This window comes from Caballeronia sp. INML1 (genome assembly GCF_023631085.1).
GTDB classification, from domain to species: domain Bacteria; phylum Pseudomonadota; class Gammaproteobacteria; order Burkholderiales; family Burkholderiaceae; genus Caballeronia; species Caballeronia turbans.
The window spans coordinates 22127-42287 of record NZ_JALQDT010000076.1 but is presented as its reverse complement, the minus strand read 5'-3'; the positions used below and the strand labels follow the sequence as shown (position 1 = coordinate 42287).

Sequence of the window (20161 nt, the reverse complement as noted above, 5' to 3'; positions counted from 1 at the left end):
AAGCTATGGACTATCGCCATCCACAGCCCCGCAAGAGCATGCACGCGCGCATCGTGCAGGAACTCGGCATCGAGATCGTGAGCGGCAGGCTCAAGCCGGGCGACCGCCTGCCCGCCGAGGCGAAGCTATGCGAAGCGTATGGCGTGAGCCGGCCCGTGCTGCGCGAAGCGACCCGCGTGCTGGTCGCGAAAGGGCTCGTGCTGTCGAAGCCGCGTCTGGGCAGCGTCGTGCGTGCGCGCGATGAATGGCATACGCTCGATCCCGATGTGCTCTTCTGGACGATCAACAGCGTGCATGAAGGCGAGTTCTTTCAATCGCTGCTCGTGGTGCGCAGGATTGTCGAGCCTGCCGCCGCCGCGCTCGCCGCATCGAACGCAACGGAGGACGATGTCGCGCGTATCCGTGACGCATTCGAGCGCATGTCGCACGCGCCCACGCCCGAGGCACTGCTCGCGCCCGATCTCGAGTTTCATCGCGCCATCATGACGGCGACGCACAACGACATGCTGATGTACATCGGACACATGCTGACGCTGGCGCTGTCGGAGTCGATCAAACTCACGAGCCGTCATCCCGATACGCATGCGCTCTCATTGCCGCGGCACAAGGCGATTCTCACCGCCATCGCGAATCGCGATCCGCTCGGCGCGCGTCATGCGAGTCTCGTGCAACTCGACAACGCGCTCGCCGATGCACAAAGCGTGCTGTCGGCGGTGTATCAGGAATAGCGGCCTTACGTGCTCCGGCGCCACGCGTTGTCTTTCAGTGCCTTTTCGAAGGCATCGGCGGACCAGGCTTCATCGAGCGCCTGGCGAAGCAGCGCCTGCTGGCTCTTCGGCGCGAGACCCCCGATGGGTGGATCGCGATCCAGATTCGTCGGGAACGCATAACCTTCCGCGCACGACGCGATGACCGCATCGAGCTCGGCATCGTTCATTCGTCCCGTCGACTTGATGTCGAGCAGCACCGGAAAGATCGCTTCGCACATGCGCGCGCGATCGAGCGTTTCCATCGCGCGGCCATACGCGGACGACACCTGGAGAAGATTCGCCATGCGCTGCACGTCGTGCGTGCGGTTCGCGCCCGCCGCATGGAAGAGCGCCGGGCTGAAAAAGAGCGCGTCGCCCTTTTCGAGCGGCAGTTGAACGTAGTGAGCCTCGAAGTGCGCGCGGAAGTCCGCACGGCGCCATGCGAGATAACCCTCGCGATAACGTTGCGAGAACGGCAGCAGTTTCGTCGGGCCGCTCTCGACGGGCATGTCGCTGTGCGCGACCGCGCCTTGCAGCGTGAGAAACGGCGACATCGCGTGGACGTGTGCCGGATAGCGTTGCACTTCATCCGCCGTCTGGAATCCGAGGTGATAGTCGCGATGTGCCTCTTGCGCGTCTCCGCCCGGACGCACGACATTGACCTGCGACGTCATCTGAAATCCGGGACCGAGCCACGCTCGCGCGGCACACTCGATGAACGGATTCGCAAAGTAGCGCGCAAAAACGCGGGGTGCTTGCAGACAGAGCTTTTCCTGAGCGTTCCAGATGCGATCGTTCGCGCCGGCTTTTGCGAAATGATCGCCCGCGCTCGCGCCTCGCGCGTGCTCCTGCCGGATGATGGATTCGAAAATCGCGGTGGCTTCGTCTACGGGGCCGGTGTCCGCATACGCGCGCTTCAGTACGAACACGCCCGCGCCATCGCGCAGCACCGTCGCCCATTCCGCCTGCAATGCCATGATCTTCGATGAATCGTGCAGCACCTCGGCAAGCGCGCCGCAATCGTAGAGCGGAATCCGGCTTCGACTATCCGATGCGAATATCAGCTTCTGCGCGGTGTCGCGCTCGAGCAGGCTCGAAAACGCGTCGAGCGAGCACCCGCTTTCCGTGTACCAGTTCGTCTCGTTCATGTCTTGCTCCGTTTTCCTCAAGCATAACGGCTAATGCGAAAAGCGGACCATCATCGATACATCAAAAAACCATCAAGCCTCGATGATGAAAACGGACCGTCTTGCAGAAAGCGGCTGAAGCTCATTTCAGCGGATCGTGGCCCCAGTTCATCAGCGAATAACGCCAGTGCGAATGCTCGACGTCGTGCGGACGTTGCGCGAGGGTGCCGTTTGATATAGCCGATCACTTTGCGCACGTGCGCATAGGTATTCACCCTTCATGCTCGATCTCGAACGCCTGGCCCTCGTGCTCCAGCCACGAGCGAAACAGCACGATCAGATCGTCTCCGGCCTTTTCATCGGCGATATAGGTGCAGTAGCTGCGCGACGGCAAACGCGGACCGGCAAACGGCGCGACGAGCCGTCCCGCGGCGAGGTCGTCGGCGACGAGCGCGGTCGGGCCCATCGCGACGCCCATGCCATCGACAGCCGCCTGCAAGGTCAGATAGAAGTGATCGAACGTCAGCACCGCCGCGGGCGTGAGCGCGGACTGGCCCACCTGCGCGAGCCAGTCAGGCCAGACGCGCGGCAAGCTCGACGTATGCAGCAGAGTGTGCCGCCGCAAGTCTTCAGGCGTTCGCAGCGGCAAGCGGCGCAGCAGCGCCGGACTGCACACGGGCAAGCGCGACTCTTCCAGAAACGGCCGCATTGTGTACCCATAGAACGTGTCCGGGCCGCCACGGATGACGATGTCATGGGCATCCTTCAGGCGCTCCACCGGCTCGTTCGACGTCTCGATCCTGACTTCGACGTCGGGATGACGCACGCGGAATTTTTCGAGCCTCGGCACGAGCCAGCGCAAGGTAAACGTCGCGGGCGCATCCACGGTCAGCGTGCGCGACACCTTCGCCGACACGCCATAGCGCGCGGTGGCCTGCGCAAGCTGATCGAAAAGCGGACCGATCTCCGCGAGATAAGCCCGCGCCGCAGACGTCAGCACGACGCGCCGGTTATGGCGCTCGAACAGTGACGCGCCGAGCCACGCTTCGAGCAGGCGTACTTGCTGGCTGATCGCCCCTTGCGTCACATGCAATTCGGCCGCGGCTTCCTTGAAGCTGCCGAGCCGCCCTGCAGCCTCGAAGGCGCGCAGCGCGTTGAGCGAAGGCAATGACGGTCTCATTCACAAGAGATTTTCTAACACGACTACGCAATTTATATGCTTTGTCGCCCGCAGACAAGATAGTTATTCTGTAAATCGTCCGTCACATAATCAACATAAAAACGCATGTTCACTTACACCGGCGGAGTGGTTCTCCTCGCAGCCGTGCTTCACGCGAGCTGGAACGCGATGCTCCATGGCAACCGCGACCGGTTCCTCTCGATGACATGGATGAGCATCGCGATCGGGGTCGTGTCGGCGCTCGTCGTCCTCTATCTGCCGATGCCCGCGAAAGCCGCGTGGCCGTACATCGTCGCTTCGGGGCTCGTGCATATCGTCTATAACGTGAGCCTCGTGCGCTCGTATCGTCGCGGCGATCTCGCGCAGGCTTATCCGATTGCGCGCGGGTCATCGCCGATGCTCGTCACGCTCGGCGCGGCGCTCTTCGCGCACGAAGGCATCGGCTTGCTGCATGCGTTCGGCATCGTGCTGATATCGGGCGGCATCATGGCGCTCGCGCTGCAGGGCGGACGCGTGTCGCGCGCGGGCGGGCTCGCCGCGCTGACGACGGGCGTGACCATCGCGATCTATACGGTCATCGACGGTATCGGCGTGCGTCTCTCCGATGGCCAAGCGCTCACCTACACCGCATGGATGTTCATGTTCTACTGGCTGATGCCGGTGATCTTCGTCGCGAAGCGCGGCCTTCCGGCGCTCTGGACGCCCGTGAAGGAAGCGCCGATGGCCGTGGGCTCGTCGCTCGCGGGCGGACTCGTGTCGATCGCCGCCTACGGCATCGTGATCTGGGCGATGCAGTCCGGCGCGATGGGCGCGGTATCCGCGTTGCGCGAGACGAGCGTCGTGTTCGCAGCACTCATCGGCCGCGTGTTCCTGCGCGAGCCGGTGAGCGCGAAGCGCTGGCTCGCATGCGTGGTCGTCGCGGGCGGGGCCGTGTGTCTGGGACTTTGAAGGCGGGCTTTGAAGCGGGCTATGAAGCATGCCGCGAAGTGAGGCTCAAGGCTGCCTTTGATCGACGAATCGGGATTGCGCAGGGTTCGATAAATTGCTCATCGTGGCATTGGGCGCGATGGCAAACCGCGGCGCACAGTGTCAGTGACGCGCGTAGCGCGATGTTGCCGTCTGTGTGACCGAGAAGAATCGAGAACGACCTTGCAACCCGTACACGAATGGCATGCGGCGCCTTTGCCCGCCGATGAAGCGAAGCGGCTCCAGTTGCTGCGAAGCCTCGACCTGCTCGACACTGCGCGCGAAGAAGTCTTCGACCGGGTGACGCGCGTCGTCGCTGAACTGTTGCAGGTGCCCATCGCGCTGGTGTCGCTCGTCGATGAACATCGTCAGTGGTTCAAATCGCGCGTCGGGCTGGATGTCTGCGAAACCGCGCGCGACGTGTCCTTCTGCGCGCACGCGCTGCATTCGGGGCGCCTGCTGCTCGTCGAGGATACGCAACACGACGCACGCTTCGCGGGCAATCCGCTCGTCACGGGCGCGCCTCATATCCGCTTCTATGCGGGCGTGCCGCTGCGCTCGTCGCACGGGCTCGTGCTCGGCACGCTGTGCGCCATCGACACGAAGCCGAGAACGCTGAGCGCATCCCTGCAAGCCGCATTGTGCGATCTCGCGGCCACGGTCGAGCGCGAGATCGTCCAGCGCGAAGCCGCACGCGAGACGCGCGAGCTTCAGGAAGCCGACCGTCGGAAACTGCGCCTGTCCGAGTCGCGCTTTCACACGATCTTCCAGCAGACGCCGACGGGCAAGGCGATCGTCGATCTGAACGGCCGCTTCGTCGAAGTCAATCCGAAGCTGTGCGACATCACCGGTTATAGCGCCGATGAACTCGTCACGATGACCTTCCAGCAGATCACCGAGGAAGCGGACCTTTCCGTCGATCTGCAACTCGTCGCCGAACTGCTCGACGGCGCCAGAAAAACCTATACGCTCGAAAAGCGCTATCGACGCCGCGACGGCGAACTCGTGTGGATCGAGCTTTCCGTCGCGCTGATTCGCGACGATCGCGGCGCGCCGCTGCACTTCGTGAGCGTGATGCACGACATCACGAGCCGCAAGCACAGCGAACAGATGTTGCGCGACTACCGGCAGGAGCTCGAACGCCGCGTGCTCGAACGCACTTGCGAACTCACCAGCAGCCGCGTCGCGTTGCAGACGATCACGGACAACCTGCCGGTGCTGATCGCCCATGTCGATGCCGACCTGCGCTATCGCTTCAACAATCAGGTGTATCGCGAGGTGTTCGGCATCGAGCCGGCCGCGTTGCGCGGCAAGCGCATTCGCGACACGATCGGCGCGACGGCGTTCGGGCGCTGCCTGCCGTTCTTCCGCCGCGCTCTCGCGGGCGAACGCGTGACGCACGAGGACATCGTCTACGAAGGTGCGCCGGGGCGGATCTGGAACGCGACGTATATCCCCGAATTTCAGCGCGATGATGTCGGCGGCTTCTACATCATGTCGCAGGACATCACCGAGACGAAGCGGCGCGAGAACCAGATGCGCTCGGAAGTGATGCTGGACGTACTGACGGGCCTGCCCAACCGCCGCGCCCTTGCAGAGCAACTCGCCCTTTGCATCGAAGCGGCCCGCGACGACGACGTGCCCTTCGCGCTCTTCTTCATGGACCTCGACGGCTTCAAGAGCGTCAACGATCAGCACGGACACGATGCCGGCGACGCCCTCCTGAGACAAGTGGCCGCGCGTCTGAAGAAGACCACGCGCGCGGGCGATCTCGTCTGCCGCCTCGCCGGAGACGAGTTCGTGCTGCTCGCGCGAGGCATTTCATCGACGAGCGCGTGCAGCCGCATCGCGCAGGACATCTGCCGCGCGATCGGCCGGCCTTTCGAGCTCGGCTACGCCGAGGCGCGACTCGGGACGAGCGTGGGCATCGCGATGTGCGCCGGCGGCTTCGACACTTCCGCCGACGCGATTCTCGGCGACGCGGATCGCGCGATGTACGAGGCCAAACGCAAGGGGCGCAACGGGTTTCGTTTCGCGCCCGTGCTGGCGGACTCGGCCGCGCATTCGACCAACTATCGCCGTGAAATTTTCACGATGCGGAATTGAGGTCCGTTGCCCGAAAATCCACGCTGCATGGCAGCACGGCGCGGGTTGCACATCGGAGGATGGGCTTTCTCATCATGAGAGTTCGCGCTTAACGCATTGATTCTCCTGCATTTTTATATTGCTGCCGTCACCCCGCAAGGCAACCGGCCGCCGTCGTTTCTTCGATAACCTCTTATACAAGAGGTGACGTTCGCCGATGCGAACCGCCCAGTGCTTTCCAATCACGCGGGAGTAACGCAATGCAGAATGTCTATATCGAACCGATGCCGAAGGGCCAGTGGGGACCAATCGATGGCTACACGCTCGAATTCCACGACGGCACGAAGATCACGCCGCAGGTTTATCGCTCGGAGCGGCTTGCCGTCGATGAAATCAAGCTGCGCGGGTATTCGCCGCTGGTCGCGACCGTGCGTGTGACGGACAAGACCGTCGATGATCACTGGCAGCCTGCCAATTAAAGAACCCACACGCGCTTCGCGTCTCGCGCGAAGCGCATTCTCCTTTCCAGTCTCGCCCCCGCCTGGCCGGAAGTTTTTATCCGGCGATTCGCCTTCCGCTCAATTCTTCGCTTTGCCCGGCTTCCAGCTTCCGTCGGCGGTCATGGCCGGTTTCACCGGTGATGGAATGGCCGCGACCTTTTGAAATTCCTTTGTCCCTGTTTTCGCTCGTGCAACCGGGGGAGGATTCGGCGATTTGTTCGCCTGCCGATGCTTCGGCTCCGCGCTAGCGACGCGGCGTTGCGGTTGCTCCGTACACGCACGACCGGTCTTATGCGCACACGCGGCGGCGGGTTTGGAGGCGACCTTGGACACGGGCTTGGAAACAGTCTTGGGCGCGGCTTTGCTCGAGTGCTGCACACGGGTCGCCGAAGGTTTGGCCGCGACCGGTCGTTCGCTCACGACGGCCTCGCGAGTGTGATCATCGCTGGATGCGGCAACCGCAATCAAGGGTGAAGCCGTTTCGACTGGAGGATTCGTCGAAGCGCGAGACGGCGCCTCGACGATTCGCTGCGGCGGCACGTCGGCTTTCGGCGCTGCCTGCCCAACGCTGCCGACCACCGCGACTGGGAGTGTCCCTGCGCGTGGCATCGAAGAATGCTGGTCGAAATAAGCGCGTATCAGGAAACACGCCCCAATCACGATGCCGCCCATTGCGACCGTAGCCAGTATCGAATTCGATGCGCGATGCGGTTCCATCACGGCCGCCGCGCTGGCGGACGCGCTCGCGGGCGCGGACAAACGCGGTTCGCGCCGACGCGGACGCACGGTCCATCGCACGCGCGCCACTTCGTCTTGCGCCTGAAAATGGCGCGTCACGCCGCGCGCCGCTTCGACAGCCCGCAGCGACGTCTCCGCGCCCTTCGTCAGTACCGCCCCGTGCCTGTCCGCGCCGCAGAACGGGCATACGCTTTCTTCTACGGATGAAAGGCTTTCACATCGGGGGCAGATGACGAGATATAGCGACGAGCAGCCTGCCCGCTGGTCCATTGTCACACTCCATCCGAATCAGTTCGGAAGGCCGATCGACAATCAGCGATCGCCCGGTCGCAAGTAATACATACGAATCACCGTAGCACACCGGGCAACGTTTCGGAAGAACAAACAAACGCATTGGATGCGTTCAATCTTCAGGTGAATAAGGCACTTTGGAAGATGCGTCCGGCTATGCATTCAAATGGGCGACGAGCGCGAGAAGCCGAGTGATTTCGCGCGTTCTGCGTTTCGCGCGACGGTGCGTTGAGGAAGACAAACGGTAGCGCCGGCGCAAAAATTTCAATGTACTGACCATTCAAGCTCTAATCGAGATACCGCGGCTGACCGAGCTTACCCCTTCGCCTCCATCGCCCCGCCACTCGCCAGCGTGCGCGGCAAATGCGGCGCGGTCTGCGCGATATGGTCGAGTTCGTCGCGCACTGCATCGATCACGCGGACATCGTGCATACAAGGGTCCGCTGCATGGATCGCCTCGAGACGCCGCCGCACCGCGCCGTACTGCGCACCCGCACGCCGATGGAGTTCGGCCCGCTCGCTGTAGCGCAGGAACGTCTGCAATGAGGCGAGCACGGCCGCGCTGAGACTCGTCATGCCGATCACGACGCGCACATCCGGCGACATCGCCGTCGCGACGAGCGACAGGAACGCCGACGTGCCCGTCGCCGCCGTGATGCCGATGACACCGAGGCCGAGCCGTCTGCCGCAGCCTGTCAGCCTGTCGGCCATCGTGTAGTGACGAATTTGCGATTCGCGGGCACGCCTGATCCAGGCCAGCACGAGCGCCGGCGTGTCGCGAGGCGGATCGTACGAGTCAGCCGTGCCGGTTCGTTGCGGTTGAAGGTGCAAGTCGGTCATGTTCTAAACGTTGTATGAACAGACTTCATCTTCTCCGCAAGCACGGACAGATCATGTCCCGATCAGCGCGGCGCCTGGATCACCTTCCAGCCGTTGCCGGCGGGATCGCGGAATCCTGCATCGACGCTGCCGAAGCGATCGACCGGCTCCTGCGTGAACTCCACGCCGCTCGCCTTCAACCGCTCGTAGGTGGCGCGGCAATCCGCGACGGACAGCACGAGCGGCGGCATCGCGCCCTTCGCGACCATCGCGCGCAAAGTGAGCGCGGTGGCGTCGTCGTGAATGGGCGGGCCGGGCGCGAACAGGCCGAGCTGAAACGACGGTTGATCCGGATGCTGCACGGTGAGCCATCGGTACGTGCCGTTGCGCACGTCGGTTTGAACGCGGAATCCGAGCTTGTCGACGTAGAACGCGAGCGCTTCGTCCTGATCGTCGACATAGATGCCCACCACGCTGATGCCCTGGTTCATGCGACCTCCTTCGTTGAAGATGGCCGCACTGTACCGTTCGCCCCGCGCCGCCGCTTCTCCAAAACTGCGATCGTGAGATCGGGGCGCTGCGCCGCCTTCAGCACGCAGGCGGGCACGCGCTCGAGCGCGGGAACGTCTGCGCGGGATTCGATGCGCATCGCGCCCGGACTGTGACCGGTGATATCGCGAAAGATGCGGCCGAAGGTGCCGAGGCTCTCCCACCCGGTGACGAAGGCGATGTCCGTGACGGAAAGATCGGTGTCGCGCAACAGCGTGACGGCCTGCTCGATGCGCCGCGTCAGCAGATAGCGATGCGGCGGAATCCCGAACGCCCGCTTGAACGAGCGCGCGAAATGCGCTTCGGAAACGCCGCTGACTTCGGCGAGGCGCCTGACCGGCCAGTCTTCATGCGACGACGCATCCATGCGGTCCTTGGCGCGCAAGAGGCGCCGCAGCAGCGCCGGGTCTTGCGAGTCGTCGGCGCTGTCGTGGTCGCGAGATGGCATGGCGTTCAGGGCGCGGAAAGTGAGCGGAAAGTGAGCGGCTAGTGTAGCCCGCGCGCGCAATCTTCCGCCGCAAAAGAAAAACGTCGTGCGGACGGAATCCGCACGACGCGAAGTCGCTCACTCCCTGGAGGGAAAAGAGCTGGAGGGGATGGAAAGCATCGTAGCGCGCGTCAGCAAATCGCCAAGCGCCGGAAAGCGGGCGATTCTCGGCCTACTTCGCCGAATCGAATCAATCTCATCAAAGCAACGGCAGCGTGAGCCGGATGTGGTCCGCAAATGCCGCCGTCAGCAGCGAAGGCCGGTCCCGCGCGAACTTCAGCGATATGCCCACGCCCGGCAACGCAGGCAGGCCGGGGTCGGCATTCAGCACGCAGAGGTCCGCGGGCACCGCCGTCTGCGTGATGACCGCGAAGGCCTGCCCGGAGCGCACGAGCGCGGTGAGACCCGCGAGGCTGCTGCTCGCGTACGCGATGCGATACGCCTTGCCCGTGCGCTGCAACGCCTCACACGCGGCAATGTGATCGAGCGTATCCGGATCGGAGAGCGCGAGCGGCAACGGGTCGTAGTGCGCCGAATCCATGCCCGGACAGCCGATCCAGACAAGCTGCTCGCGCCGGATCACGTCGTCGCCGGGGCTGTCTTCGGGCAGCGAGAGCATCGCGAGATCGAGCGCCCGCTTCTTCAACTGCTCGGCGAGCCGGGGCGTCGGGCCGCACACGACTTCCACCAGCGCATGGGGATGCTGGCTCGAAAACTGCCGCAACAAGGCCGGCAGAAAAACGGCGGCGTAGTCGTCCGGACAGCCGAAACGGATGCTGCCCGACAGCCCCTTGCCGCATAAATCGGCCATCGCCTCGTCGTGCAGCCGCAGGATGCGCTGCGCGTGAACGAGCAGACGCTCGCCGGGATTCGTCAACACGACGCCTCGGCCAGTGCGCTGAAAGAGCGGCTGATCGACGATCTCTTCCAGCCGCTTCATCTGCTGACTGAGCGCGGACTGCGTCCGGCCGATCCGCTCCGCCGCGCGGCTCAGCGCCCGCACTTCCGCGATGACGGCAAACGATCGCAGCAATTCGATCTCGAGCGAAAGACTCAAGGTATTAGCGCCTCTTCTATCTTGCATTAGAACTATTCGATTCTATAAAACCAGAGCGCCGACTACACTGCAAATTCCCTTCACCTTTCGAGAGGAGAAGCAAGGTGTCCCGGAACGACGACGCAATTTTTTGGCAGAACGCCAGACAGCACCTCATCCGCTACGGCGGCACATTCGAGCCGATGATCATCGAGCGCGCCCAGGGCAGCTTCGTCTACGACGCCGACGGCCGCGCGATCCTCGATTTCACGTCGGGACAGATGAGTGCCGTGCTGGGGCACAGTCACCCTGAAATCGTGTCGGTGATCAGCGAATATGCGGGCAAGCTGGACCATCTCTTCAGCGGGATGCTGTCGCGTCCCGTGGTCGATCTCGCGACGCGTCTCGCCGATATCACGCCCGCCGGGCTCGATCGCGCGCTTCTGCTCAGCACGGGCGCGGAGTCGAACGAGGCGGCGATCCGCATGGCGAAGCTCGTCACGGGGCGGTACGAAATCGTCGGCTTCGCGCAGTCGTGGCACGGCATGACGGGCCATGCCGCGTCGGCCACGTACAGCGCCGGGCGCAAGGGCGTCGGTCCGGCGGCGGTCGGCTCGTTTGCGATTCCCGCGCCGTTTCCGTATCGCCCGCGCTTCGAGCGCAACGGTCACTACGACTGGCTCGCGGAACTCGACTACGCGTTCGATCTCGTCGATCGTCAGTCGAGCGGCAATCTCGCGGCGTTCATTGCGGAGCCGATCCTGAGCTCGGGCGGCATCATCGAATTGCCGGAAGGCTACATGGCGGCGCTGAAGCGCAAGTGCGAGGCGCGCGGCATGCTGCTGATTCTCGATGAAGCGCAAACCGGCATCGGCCGCACGGGCACGATGTTCGCGTGCCAGCGCGACGGCGTCACGCCCGACATCCTCACACTATCGAAAACGCTGGGCGCGGGTTTGCCGCTCGCGGCCACCATCACTTCGGCGGCGATCGAAGAAAGAGCGCACGAACTCGGCTATCTGTTTTACACGACGCACGTGTCCGATCCGCTGCCGGCTGCCGTCGGCTTGCGCGTGCTGGACGTGGTCGAGCGCGATGGGCTCGTCGCGCGCGCGAACGTGATGAGCGCGCGGCTCAGACGCGGGCTGCTCGATCTGATGGAGCGCTTCGACTGCATCGGCGATGTGCGCGGACGCGGTCTGCTGCTGGGTGTGGAGATCGTCAGGGATCGCCGCACGAAGGAGCCCGCCGATGGACTCGGCGCGAAGATCACGCGCGAGTGCATGAAGCTCGGGTTGAGCATGAACATCGTGCAGTTGCCTGGCATGGGCGGGGTGTTTCGTATCGCGCCGCCGCTTACCGTGAGCGAGGAAGAGATCGATCTCGGGATTGATTTGCTCGGCAAGGCTATCGAGCGTTCGCTGTAGGTTTTGCCGGATCCCGGCGAAAGCCCGATTAACAAAAGCTCCAAGCACGCCCTGGACGTAGCGTCAACGATGCGCGCCCGCCGCCGCGCGCTCGATCGCGGCGATATCGATCTTCTTCATCGTCATCATCGCGTCCATCGCGCGTCGCGCGGCTTCGCGATCGGGGCCGCTGAAAATCTCGAGCATCCGCTTCGGCGTGATCTGCCATGAAAAACCCCAGCGATCCTTGCACCAGCCGCACCGACTTTCCTCGCCCCCATTGCCGACGATCGCGTTCCAGTAGCGATCGGTCTCTTCCGCGCTGCCGGTATGCACCATGAAGCTCACCGCTTCGTTCGGCTTGAAGTTCGGGCCGCCGTTCAGTCCGAGGAAGCGCTGGCCGAGCACGGTGAACTCGACGGTCAACTCCGGCCCCTGCCCCACGCCCGGCTTCGCGGACGCATGGCCCGCGCCGACGCGGCTATCGGGAAAGGTGGCGGCGTAGAACTCCGCCGCTTCACGGGCATTACCGTCGAACCAAAGGCAATTGACGAGTTCGGCCATTTCGCGCTCCTTCGGACAGTGAACAGTGCGCCGACGATATCACGCCGGCGTATCCATCCTCACCCGCGACGACGCGCCAACGTGCACGCGCTTCGAAGGCAAACGCTGCAACACCGCCTCCGCAACGATCTCCGCCGTCGCGGCCGACAAGGTCCAGCCGAGATGCCCGTGCCCGGTGTTATAGAACACGCCCGGACGCCTGCCCTGCCCGACTTTCGGCAGCATGCCGGGCAACATCGGGCGCAGGCCGCTCCACGGAATCACGCGCGCGGTCGACACATCGGGGAAATGACGCCGCGTCCATTCGACGAGCGGCGCGATGCGGTCCGCGCGGATATCGCGATTGAAGCCGTTCAGCTCCGCCGTGCCCGCGACGCGGAAACGGTCCGCGCCGAGCCGGCTCGTGACGATTTTCGCGCGGTCGTCGAGCAGGCTGACCCACGGCGCGCGATCGCGGCTCTTCGCATCGTCGAGACAGACGGTGATCGAATAGCCCTTGACCGGATAGACGTTGAGATGATCGCCCGCCATCGATGCAAACGCCCGGCTGCCCACGCCCGCGCAGATCACGATGCCATCGAACTGGAGCGCCTGCGCCTCGCCCGCATGCTCGACGGTCAGCGTGAGCCGCCCCGCCTGTTCGTCGATGGATGTCACCGACGTGTCGTAGCGGAACTCGACGCCGTGCCGCGCGCATGCATCGGCGAGTCCGCGCGTGAACTTGTGGATGTCGCCGGTGGAATCCGACGGCGTGAAGAAGCCGCCATGAAACGAGCCGCGCAAGGCCGGTTCGATCGATGCGATCTCTTCCGGCGCGACCGGGTGACGGTCGAGGCCCGCATCGCGCAGGATTTCGTTGACCCTCGATGCGGCGTCGAACTCCTTGCGGGTCGCGTAGAAATGCAGAATGCCGCGCCGTTCGAGATCGAAATCGATGTTCTCGTCCCGCGCGATGCGAAACAGATGCTCGCGCGCCGCGATCGCAAGGCGCACCGTCTCGGCGGCATTCGCACGATAGTTCGGAATCTGACGCAGGAACTCGCCGATCCAGCTGTACTTGTGCCAGCCCGGCCGCGGATTCATCAGGAGGGGCGCGTCGCGCGTGAACATCCACTTGAGCCCTTTCAGCACGGTGGAACGGCTATTCCACACTTCGGCGTTGCTCGCCGAGAGTTGCCCGCCATTGGCGAAGGACGTTTCCATCGCCGCATAGCGATGACGCTCGAGAACGGTGACGCGAAAGCCGCGCTGCGCAAGGGCGTAAGCGGTCGTGACGCCGGTGATCCCGGCGCCGATGATGGCGATTCGTGACATGACATGATCCAGATTGATTGAGCATCGCCGGCTTTGGCCACATGCCGCAGCCGGCACCGATGCCCCATCTGTCCATGTACCTGAGAGTTTCGCCCGCGGGCCGCCCGACATTCGCGTCGGCAGCCGGGGCTCCCCTTCGGTGGGCGCGTTCAGGCGCCGCTCTCCAGATGTTCCGGCGCGCACGGTCCTTTTGCCTGAGAGTTTCCGGGGCGGTTGCTCCGTCGGCGTCGTCGCGGGGGACGAGCTCTTCCGTGGCGCGTTGTCGAACTTTTTGACAATACCGGTACAAAACTGACGTGGCAAGCCCCCGTCACGTTGACAGACCGCCGCGCTCGCCGTCAGACTCCCGTCGTTCGTTCTTTCGCAGCTCAAAAATGCCGTCTTCCCAATTGTCCGTCTACTTTTTCGCGCAGGCCGCGGTGATCGTGCTCGCGAGCCAGCTTGTCGGCAGGCTTGCGCAGCGCGTCGGCCAGCCGCAAGTGGTCGGTGAAATGATCGCGGGCGTGCTGCTCGGGCCGTCGCTCTTCGGAATGCTTCTCCCGCACTGGCAGCAGGCGCTCTTTCCCAAGCCGACGATGGGCATGCTCTACGTCGCGGCGCAGCTCGGCGTCGGGCTCTACATGTTCCTCGTCGGCACGGAGTTTCGCGCGGACCATTTCCGCGCCCGCGCAAGAAGCGCGATGAGCGTGTCGCTTGCCGGCATCGTGGCGCCGTTCGCGCTCGCGTTCGCGCTCACGCCGTGGCTGCACACGATCCCCGGTCTCTTCGCGGAGAAGGTGCGGCTCTACGAGGCGTCGCTCTTCCTCGGCGCGGCGATCGCGATCACCGCGTTTCCGATGCTCGCGCGCATCATCCACGAACGGGGGCTTGCCGGCACATCGCTCGGCACGCTCGCGCTGACCGCGGGCGCATTCGACGACGCCGCCGCGTGGTGCATCCTCGCGATCGTGCTCGCGAGCTTCGGCGGCTCGTGGATGGGCGCCTACGCGGCGATCGGCGGCGGCGCGGCCTTCGCGCTCTTCATGATCTTCGCCGGCGGGAAGCTGCTGCGCCGGCTCGCGGCCGGATTGAATCCGCACGCACCGCTGCCCACGAGCGTGCTCGCCACCGTGATGGTGCTGTTCTCGCTCTGCGCATTCGCGATGGACGCAATCGGCATCCATGCCGTGTTCGGCGGCTTCCTGCTCGGCGTGGCGCTGCCGCGCGGCCCGCTGACGGAAAAGCTGCGCGACATGCTGCAGCCCTTCGTCGTCGTGTTTCTGTTGCCGATGTTCTTCACCTACTCGGGCCTCAACACGCGGCTCGACATGCTGATGGACCCGGCCATCATGCTTGCGGCCGTCGTCATCCTGCTCGCGTCGTTCGGCGGCAAGGGCATCGCATGCTGGGCGGCCGCGCGCGCCAATGGCGAGCCTTCCGGCGACGCAATGGCGATCGGCGCGCTGATGAATGCGCGCGGTTTGATGGAACTGATCATCATCAACATCGGACTCGCGGCGGGCGTGATCCTGCCCGGACTGTTTTCGATCCTCGTGCTGATGGCCGTGCTCAGCACGCTGATGGCCACGCCGCTCTTCAACTGGATCGTGCGCCGCAATGCGGCGCTGCGCTCGGCTATCGCGCGCTAGCGGGCGGGAGCGCGGGCTTAGAATAGCGGGACCCACACGTATCTCGTTCAGCCCATCATGCGCTCCTGGCGACTCGACCGCGTCTCATCGAACGGGCAGCTCGATCTCAGCCGCGCGACCGGGCTCGTGTCGTCGATCGGCAGCGAGGATTCCAACGCGCTCGCCGCCGAAGTGCTGAAGCTGCTCGGCGACGTCGCCGCGATTTCGCAGTGCACGATCTTCGCGTATGAATTCGGCAACCGGCCGCGCACGGTGTCGGTGGCGGATCATCGCGGCGGGCGTTTCCTGCGCGATGTCGCCGACACCTACGCGTGCCATTTCTACGCGCTCGACGGCAATCAGAAGATCGTTTCCTCGGCGCGCAACGACAAGCCCGGCTCCATGCTCGTGCTGCATCGGCAGACGAGCGAGGACATCGCGCACGAGGCGTATCGCGCGGCGTGCTATCACCAGCCGAACGTGTCGGACCGCGTGTCGCTGCTCGTGCAGCCGAGCGCGGATCTGTGGCTCTCCGTGAACCTGTATCGCGACACGCGCTTCGGCAACTACCATCCGCGCGAGATCGCGTTGATCGAAGCGATGGCGCCGCTCATCGCGCACGCGGCGAAACATCATTACGCGATCTGCGGGCAGCGCGACATGCCGATCTCGCATCTGATGCTCGCGCGCGTGCGCGGCCTGTGCCCGGAGTTGTCGAAGCGCGAGCTCGACGTGCTGACCGGCGTGCTCGAAGGCCGCACCGCGCAGGAAATCGGCGATGCGATGGGCATCAAGGCGACGAGCGTCGTCACATATCAGAAGCGTGCATACCGCAGGCTCGGCATTTCGAGCCAGCGGCAACTGTTCGCGCTGTGCATCGGGCCGGGCAAGGTCTGACGATTCCCCTGCGTAAGTGTTTTCCCCGGGCCGCTGACGGCCTCGCGCTGTACCCAAATTGAGGACAAGCGGCACGATTGCGCGCTTCATACTCCGACGCATCAGATGTCCGACAGAGCGACACGACCGGAGACGACAGCATGGAAACCACGAGCGCAAGCGGCGCATTAAACGCGACGCAACGCACATCGAACCCGCACACGCAGGAGCCGCCCGTCATCGCGAAAGTTTCGCGGCATCTGCTGTGGTTCCTTTTCGTGCTGTTCTTCTTTTCGTTTCTGGACCGCATCAACATCGGCTTCGCCGGCCTGACGATGATGAAGGACCTCGGCCTCACCAGCACGCAATTCGGCCTTGCGACGACGCTCTTCTATGTCGCGTACATCGCGTGCGGCATTCCGAGCAACATCGTGCTCGCGCGTATCGGCGCGCGCCGCTGGATCGGCACGATCATGGTCGCGTGGGGCCTCGCGTCGACGGCCACGATGTTCGCGACGAGCCCCGCGTCGCTCTATGTATTGCGCGTGCTGGTCGGCGTGACGGAGGCGGGTTTCCTGCCCGGCATCCTGCTTTATCTCACGTACTGGTTTCCCGGCGCATACCGTGCGCGCGCCAATGCGCTTTTCATGATCGCGATGCCCGTGACCGCGGCCGTCGGCTCGGCGCTTTCAGGCTTCATTCTCGGGCTCGACGGCACGCTCGGCCTGAAGGGCTGGCAGTGGCTCTTCCTGCTGGAAGGCTTGCCGTCGGCAGTGCTCGGCCTCGTCGTCTATCGCTATCTCGACGACAACCCCGGCAACGCGCGCTGGCTCGATACCGACGAAAAGCGCGCGCTTGCCGACACGCTCGCATCTGACCATTCCGGCGACGCGAGCGCTCCGGCGCAGCATGCACGCGGCACGAGCATCGTGGCGGAACTGCTTTCGCCGACCGTGGTGAAATTCGCGATCGCGTACTTCTGCCTCGTGAACACGCTCGCGATGGTCGCCGTATGGACGCCGCTCATCGTCAAGAGCTTCAGCGCCGATGCGAGCAATCGCACGATCGGCCTCCTCGCGGCGATTCCGCAGGTCTGCACGATCGTCGCGATGATCGTCTGGGGCCGCCGCTCGGATCGCAAGCAGGAGCGCAAATGGCACCTGATGCTGCCGATGCTCTTCTCCGCCGCGGGCTGGCTCTGCACCGCATGCTCGACGAACCCCGCGCTGCGCATGCTTGGCGTATGCCTCGCGTCGGCGGGCTCATACACGGCGATGTCGATCTTCTGGACCACGCCCGATCACGCACTGAGCTTCAGGGCGCGCGCCATCGGCATCGCGGTCATCAATGCGACGGGCAACATCAGCTCGGCGCTCAATCCGCTGATTGTCGGCTGGCGGAAGGACGCGACGCACAGCTTCACGTCGGGGCTGATCTATTCGGCGGTGTTGCTCGCAATCGGCGCGGTCATCGTCATGATGTTGCCGATCAGGCAAAACGCAGCGCAAGCCGTTTGAGGAACACGCAAGGAGCACTCGATGAACAAGCCATTCAAGCCGTATCCGTTCACGGCGAAAAAGTATGCGGCGCGCGTTCCGGCGCTGGAACAAGGCGTCGAAGTGAAGCGTCATGACGTGACGATCGTCGGCGGCGGTCCGGTCGGACTCGCGGTCGCGCTCGGGCTCGCGAATCATGGCGTGCGCTCGGTGCTGATCGAAGCGGACGATTCGGTCTGTCACGGCAGCCGCGCGATCTGCATCTCGCGGCGCAGCCTGGAAATCATCGAACGCCTGGGCGCGCTCGGCGGCTTTCTGAAAACGGGCCTGCCGTGGACGGGCGGCCGAAGCTTCTATCGCGACACGGAAGTGCTGCATTTCACGATGCCGCAGGACGAAAACCAGAAGCTGCCGCCAATGGTCAATCTCGCGCAGTATCACATCGAACAGTTTCTGCTCGATGCCGCCGAGAAGCGCGCCGACCTCATCGATATTCGCTGGCAAACGCGCGTGAAATCGATCGACGCGCGCGACGATGGCGCGACGCTGCAACTCACGACACCCGAAGGCGATTACGCGCTCGAAACCGGCTGGGTCGTCGCGAGCGACGGCGGCCGCAGCACGATACGCGAAGCGCTCGGTCTTCAGCTCGAAGGAACGAGCTACGAAGGGCGTTATGTGATCGTCGATATCGAACTGGAGAGCGAGCGGCCGACAGAGCGGCTCGCGTACTTCGACCCATCGTCGAATCCGGGCTCGACCGTGCTCGTGCACCAACAGCCCCACAACGTATGGCGCATCGACTATCAATTACGCGACGGCGAGGATGCCGACGAAGCCGTGAAGCCCGATAACGTCATGCCGCGCGTGCAAAGCCTGCTCGACATGATGGGCGAAACGGGCGCCTGGTCGCCGATCTGGATCACGATCTACAAGGCCAATGCGTTGACGCTCGAACGCTATCGCCACCGGCGCGTGATGTTCGCGGGCGATGCCGCGCATCTCGTGCCGATCTTCGGCGTGCGCGGCGCGAACTCCGGTATCGACGATGCCGACAACATCGCGTGGAAACTCGCGTTCGTCGTGAAGGGACTTGCCTCCGATACGCTGCTCGACAGCTATTCCGACGAACGCGTCGCCGCCACGCACGAGAATCTGAGCTACGGCACGAAGAGCACTGAGTTCATGGCACCGCCTTCGTTCGCCTTCGATCTCATGCGCACGGCCGTATTGAGTCTCGCGGCGAAACATCCCGAAGTGCGTTCGCTGATCAATCCGCGCCAGACGTCCGCGATCACGTACGCGGCCTCGCCCTTGAACGTCGTCGATCGCGATGCATTCGCATCGGGTCCTGTTCCCGGCGCGGTGCTGACCGAGTATCCGGTGACGATCGTCGAGGCCGGGCACGGACGCGAAGCGCATCTGACCGATCTCGCCGGCCCGAGCTTCACCGCGCTGTGCTTTACCGACGATGGCATGCTGCCCGCCGCGTTCGCGACGTTGGCGCACGCGTTGCGCTCGCGCGGATTGCCGTTCAAGGCGGTGCCGTTGAGCGCGCATTTGCATCCGCGCACGCAGGGCGTGCATGCATGGGATCACACGGGACGCATCTTCGAGCGATACGACGCCCGGCCCGGCGCGGTGTATGTGCTCAGGCCCGATGGCCATGTGCTCGGCCGCTGGCGCGATGCGCAACCCGGCGATATCGACGCGGCGATTGCACGCGCGCTGTGCGCATCAACCGATTGAACGATGGAGAACATCATGAACGATGCACAACTCGACGCTGTCTACACGCGCCTGTGCAAGACGATGACGCAACTCGGCGAAGCGAAGACGTCGCTGTTTCTCGCGCGCTTTGCATTGCTTGCAATCGGCGAGATGGACGATGCGAACGTGTCGCTCAGGTTGATCGATGAAGCGAGCGACGGTATCGCGAGTTGATTCGGGAAGAGAAGGCGTCGTGCCGGCCAGCCGCAACACGACGCCTTCGTCAGGAGGCCGTCAACGTCGCATGAGCCCCATCACCAGCGTCACGAGGAATATGACAAGGAATATGAAGAAAAGGATCTTCGCGATGCTCGCTGCGCCCGCCGCGATGCCGCCGAACCCGAGGGCGGCGGCGATGATCGCCACGATGAAAAAGACCAATGCGTAATACAACATGATGTTATGTCCCTCCGGTTCAGTATCCGCCGCGCGCCCCATGGTCGCGGACAGTGGACCACTCCAAGCAAGCAGTATTCCTTACCGGATGGAGCAGAGTTTTTTCCCGTGATATCCTTGGCTCCGTCCTGCATACGCCATCAAACCTGCATCACGCCGCGAGCGCGGATCATCCGCTTTTTACACGGTCGTCAAGAACACTCGT

At 63.9% G+C, this 20161-nt stretch carries 20 protein-coding genes and 2 riboswitches; of the genes, 10 read left to right on the top strand and 10 right to left on the bottom strand.

Annotation, left to right across the window (positions count from 1 at the left end):
- Positions 1–5 precede the first annotated feature (5 nt).
- Positions 6–728, top strand: coding sequence for a FadR/GntR family transcriptional regulator (locus NCR38_RS30420; RefSeq protein WP_061121336.1), 723 nt, complete (start codon positions 6–8; stop codon positions 726–728).
- A 5-nt stretch (positions 729–733) separates the two neighbouring features.
- Here NCR38_RS30420 and NCR38_RS30415 read toward each other — a convergent pair whose 3' ends face one another.
- Both NCR38_RS30415 and gcvA read right to left on the bottom strand, forming a co-directional pair.
- Complete coding sequence (locus NCR38_RS30415; protein ID WP_061121373.1) at positions 734–1897, bottom strand: phytanoyl-CoA dioxygenase family protein; 1164 nt, start codon at positions 1895–1897, stop codon at positions 734–736.
- Between the two features lie 250 nt (positions 1898–2147).
- Positions 2148–3056 carry a transcriptional regulator GcvA gene (gene gcvA / locus NCR38_RS30410; RefSeq protein ID WP_250478101.1) on the bottom strand — a complete coding sequence of 303 codons (909 nt, stop codon included), beginning with the start codon at positions 3054–3056 and terminating at the stop codon, positions 2148–2150.
- Between the two features lie 105 nt (positions 3057–3161).
- On the opposite strand from gcvA, the gene NCR38_RS30405 reads away from it, so the two are divergent.
- The 3 genes from NCR38_RS30405 to NCR38_RS30395 all read left to right on the top strand — a co-directional run bounded on the left by NCR38_RS30405 (position 3162) and on the right by NCR38_RS30395 (position 6586).
- Entirely contained in the window at positions 3162–4004 is an 843-nt protein-coding gene (locus NCR38_RS30405; RefSeq protein ID WP_061121338.1) for a DMT family transporter, read from the top strand.
- A gap of 201 nt (positions 4005–4205) precedes the next feature.
- A complete protein-coding gene (locus NCR38_RS30400) occupies positions 4206–6128 on the top strand; it encodes a diguanylate cyclase domain-containing protein (RefSeq protein WP_061121339.1) in 1923 nt (640 codons plus the stop codon).
- Positions 6129–6367: 239 nt separating this feature from the next.
- The gene (locus tag NCR38_RS30395; RefSeq protein ID WP_061121340.1) at positions 6368–6586 is read left to right on the top strand and encodes a hypothetical protein; all 219 of its coding nucleotides are present in this window, start codon (positions 6368–6370) and stop codon (positions 6584–6586) included.
- Positions 6587–6685: 99 nt separating this feature from the next.
- Here NCR38_RS30395 and NCR38_RS30390 read toward each other — a convergent pair whose 3' ends face one another.
- From NCR38_RS30390 to NCR38_RS30370, 5 genes are all read right to left on the bottom strand, one after another.
- Positions 6686–7324, bottom strand: a complete 639-nt coding sequence (locus tag NCR38_RS30390; RefSeq protein WP_143756437.1) for a hypothetical protein — start codon at positions 7322–7324, stop codon at positions 6686–6688.
- A gap of 627 nt (positions 7325–7951) precedes the next feature.
- On the bottom strand, positions 7952–8476 hold the full coding sequence (locus NCR38_RS30385) for an SLATT domain-containing protein (RefSeq protein WP_061121342.1): 525 nt from the start codon (positions 8474–8476) through the stop codon (positions 7952–7954).
- A gap of 62 nt (positions 8477–8538) precedes the next feature.
- Complete coding sequence (locus NCR38_RS30380; RefSeq protein WP_061121343.1) at positions 8539–8946, bottom strand: VOC family protein; 408 nt, start codon at positions 8944–8946, stop codon at positions 8539–8541.
- A complete protein-coding gene (locus NCR38_RS30375) occupies positions 8943–9452 on the bottom strand; it encodes a helix-turn-helix domain-containing protein (RefSeq protein WP_250478100.1) in 510 nt (169 codons plus the stop codon). The genes NCR38_RS30380 and NCR38_RS30375 overlap by 4 nt, the downstream gene beginning before the upstream one ends.
- A gap of 238 nt (positions 9453–9690) precedes the next feature.
- The gene (locus NCR38_RS30370) at positions 9691–10575 is read right to left on the bottom strand and encodes a LysR family transcriptional regulator (protein WP_250478099.1); all 885 of its coding nucleotides are present in this window, start codon (positions 10573–10575) and stop codon (positions 9691–9693) included.
- A 77-nt stretch (positions 10576–10652) separates the two neighbouring features.
- Between NCR38_RS30370 and NCR38_RS30365 the strand changes: the two genes are divergently transcribed.
- Positions 10653–11954, top strand: a complete 1302-nt coding sequence (locus NCR38_RS30365; RefSeq protein WP_061121346.1) for an aspartate aminotransferase family protein — start codon at positions 10653–10655, stop codon at positions 11952–11954.
- 63 nt (positions 11955–12017) lie between these two features.
- Here the strand turns inward: NCR38_RS30365 and NCR38_RS30360 are convergent, their stop codons facing one another.
- Together NCR38_RS30360 and NCR38_RS30355 are read right to left on the bottom strand one after the other, a co-directional pair.
- On the bottom strand, positions 12018–12497 hold the full coding sequence (locus NCR38_RS30360; protein WP_061121347.1) for a VOC family protein: 480 nt from the start codon (positions 12495–12497) through the stop codon (positions 12018–12020).
- 39 nt (positions 12498–12536) lie between these two features.
- Positions 12537–13811: a D-amino acid dehydrogenase gene (locus tag NCR38_RS30355; protein ID WP_250478098.1), complete on the bottom strand. Its 1275-nt coding sequence runs from the start codon at positions 13809–13811 to the stop codon at positions 12537–12539.
- A 65-nt stretch (positions 13812–13876) separates the two neighbouring features.
- Positions 13877–13981: riboswitch (glycine riboswitch) on the bottom strand.
- A 10-nt stretch (positions 13982–13991) separates the two neighbouring features.
- A riboswitch (glycine riboswitch) is annotated at positions 13992–14065 on the bottom strand.
- A 120-nt stretch (positions 14066–14185) separates the two neighbouring features.
- On the opposite strand from NCR38_RS30355, the gene NCR38_RS30350 reads away from it, so the two are divergent.
- The 5 genes from NCR38_RS30350 (at position 14186) to NCR38_RS30330 (ending at position 19734) form a co-directional block, all read left to right on the top strand.
- Positions 14186–15439, top strand: coding sequence for a cation:proton antiporter (locus NCR38_RS30350; protein WP_061121349.1), 1254 nt, complete (start codon positions 14186–14188; stop codon positions 15437–15439).
- 57 nt (positions 15440–15496) lie between these two features.
- The gene (locus NCR38_RS30345; RefSeq protein WP_061121350.1) at positions 15497–16315 is read left to right on the top strand and encodes a LuxR C-terminal-related transcriptional regulator; all 819 of its coding nucleotides are present in this window, start codon (positions 15497–15499) and stop codon (positions 16313–16315) included.
- Between the two features lie 140 nt (positions 16316–16455).
- Positions 16456–17811, top strand: a complete 1356-nt coding sequence (locus NCR38_RS30340) for an MFS transporter (protein WP_250478097.1) — start codon at positions 16456–16458, stop codon at positions 17809–17811.
- Positions 17812–17832: 21 nt separating this feature from the next.
- Positions 17833–19539, top strand: a complete 1707-nt coding sequence (locus tag NCR38_RS30335; RefSeq protein ID WP_250478096.1) for an FAD-dependent oxidoreductase — start codon at positions 17833–17835, stop codon at positions 19537–19539.
- A 15-nt stretch (positions 19540–19554) separates the two neighbouring features.
- Positions 19555–19734 carry a hypothetical protein gene (locus tag NCR38_RS30330; RefSeq protein ID WP_061121374.1) on the top strand — a complete coding sequence of 60 codons (180 nt, stop codon included), beginning with the start codon at positions 19555–19557 and terminating at the stop codon, positions 19732–19734.
- Between the two features lie 60 nt (positions 19735–19794).
- On the opposite strand, the gene NCR38_RS30325 is transcribed toward NCR38_RS30330, so the two are convergent.
- Complete coding sequence (locus NCR38_RS30325) at positions 19795–19956, bottom strand: DUF1328 family protein (RefSeq protein WP_086961576.1); 162 nt, start codon at positions 19954–19956, stop codon at positions 19795–19797.
- Between the last annotated feature and the right edge of the window lie 205 nt (positions 19957–20161).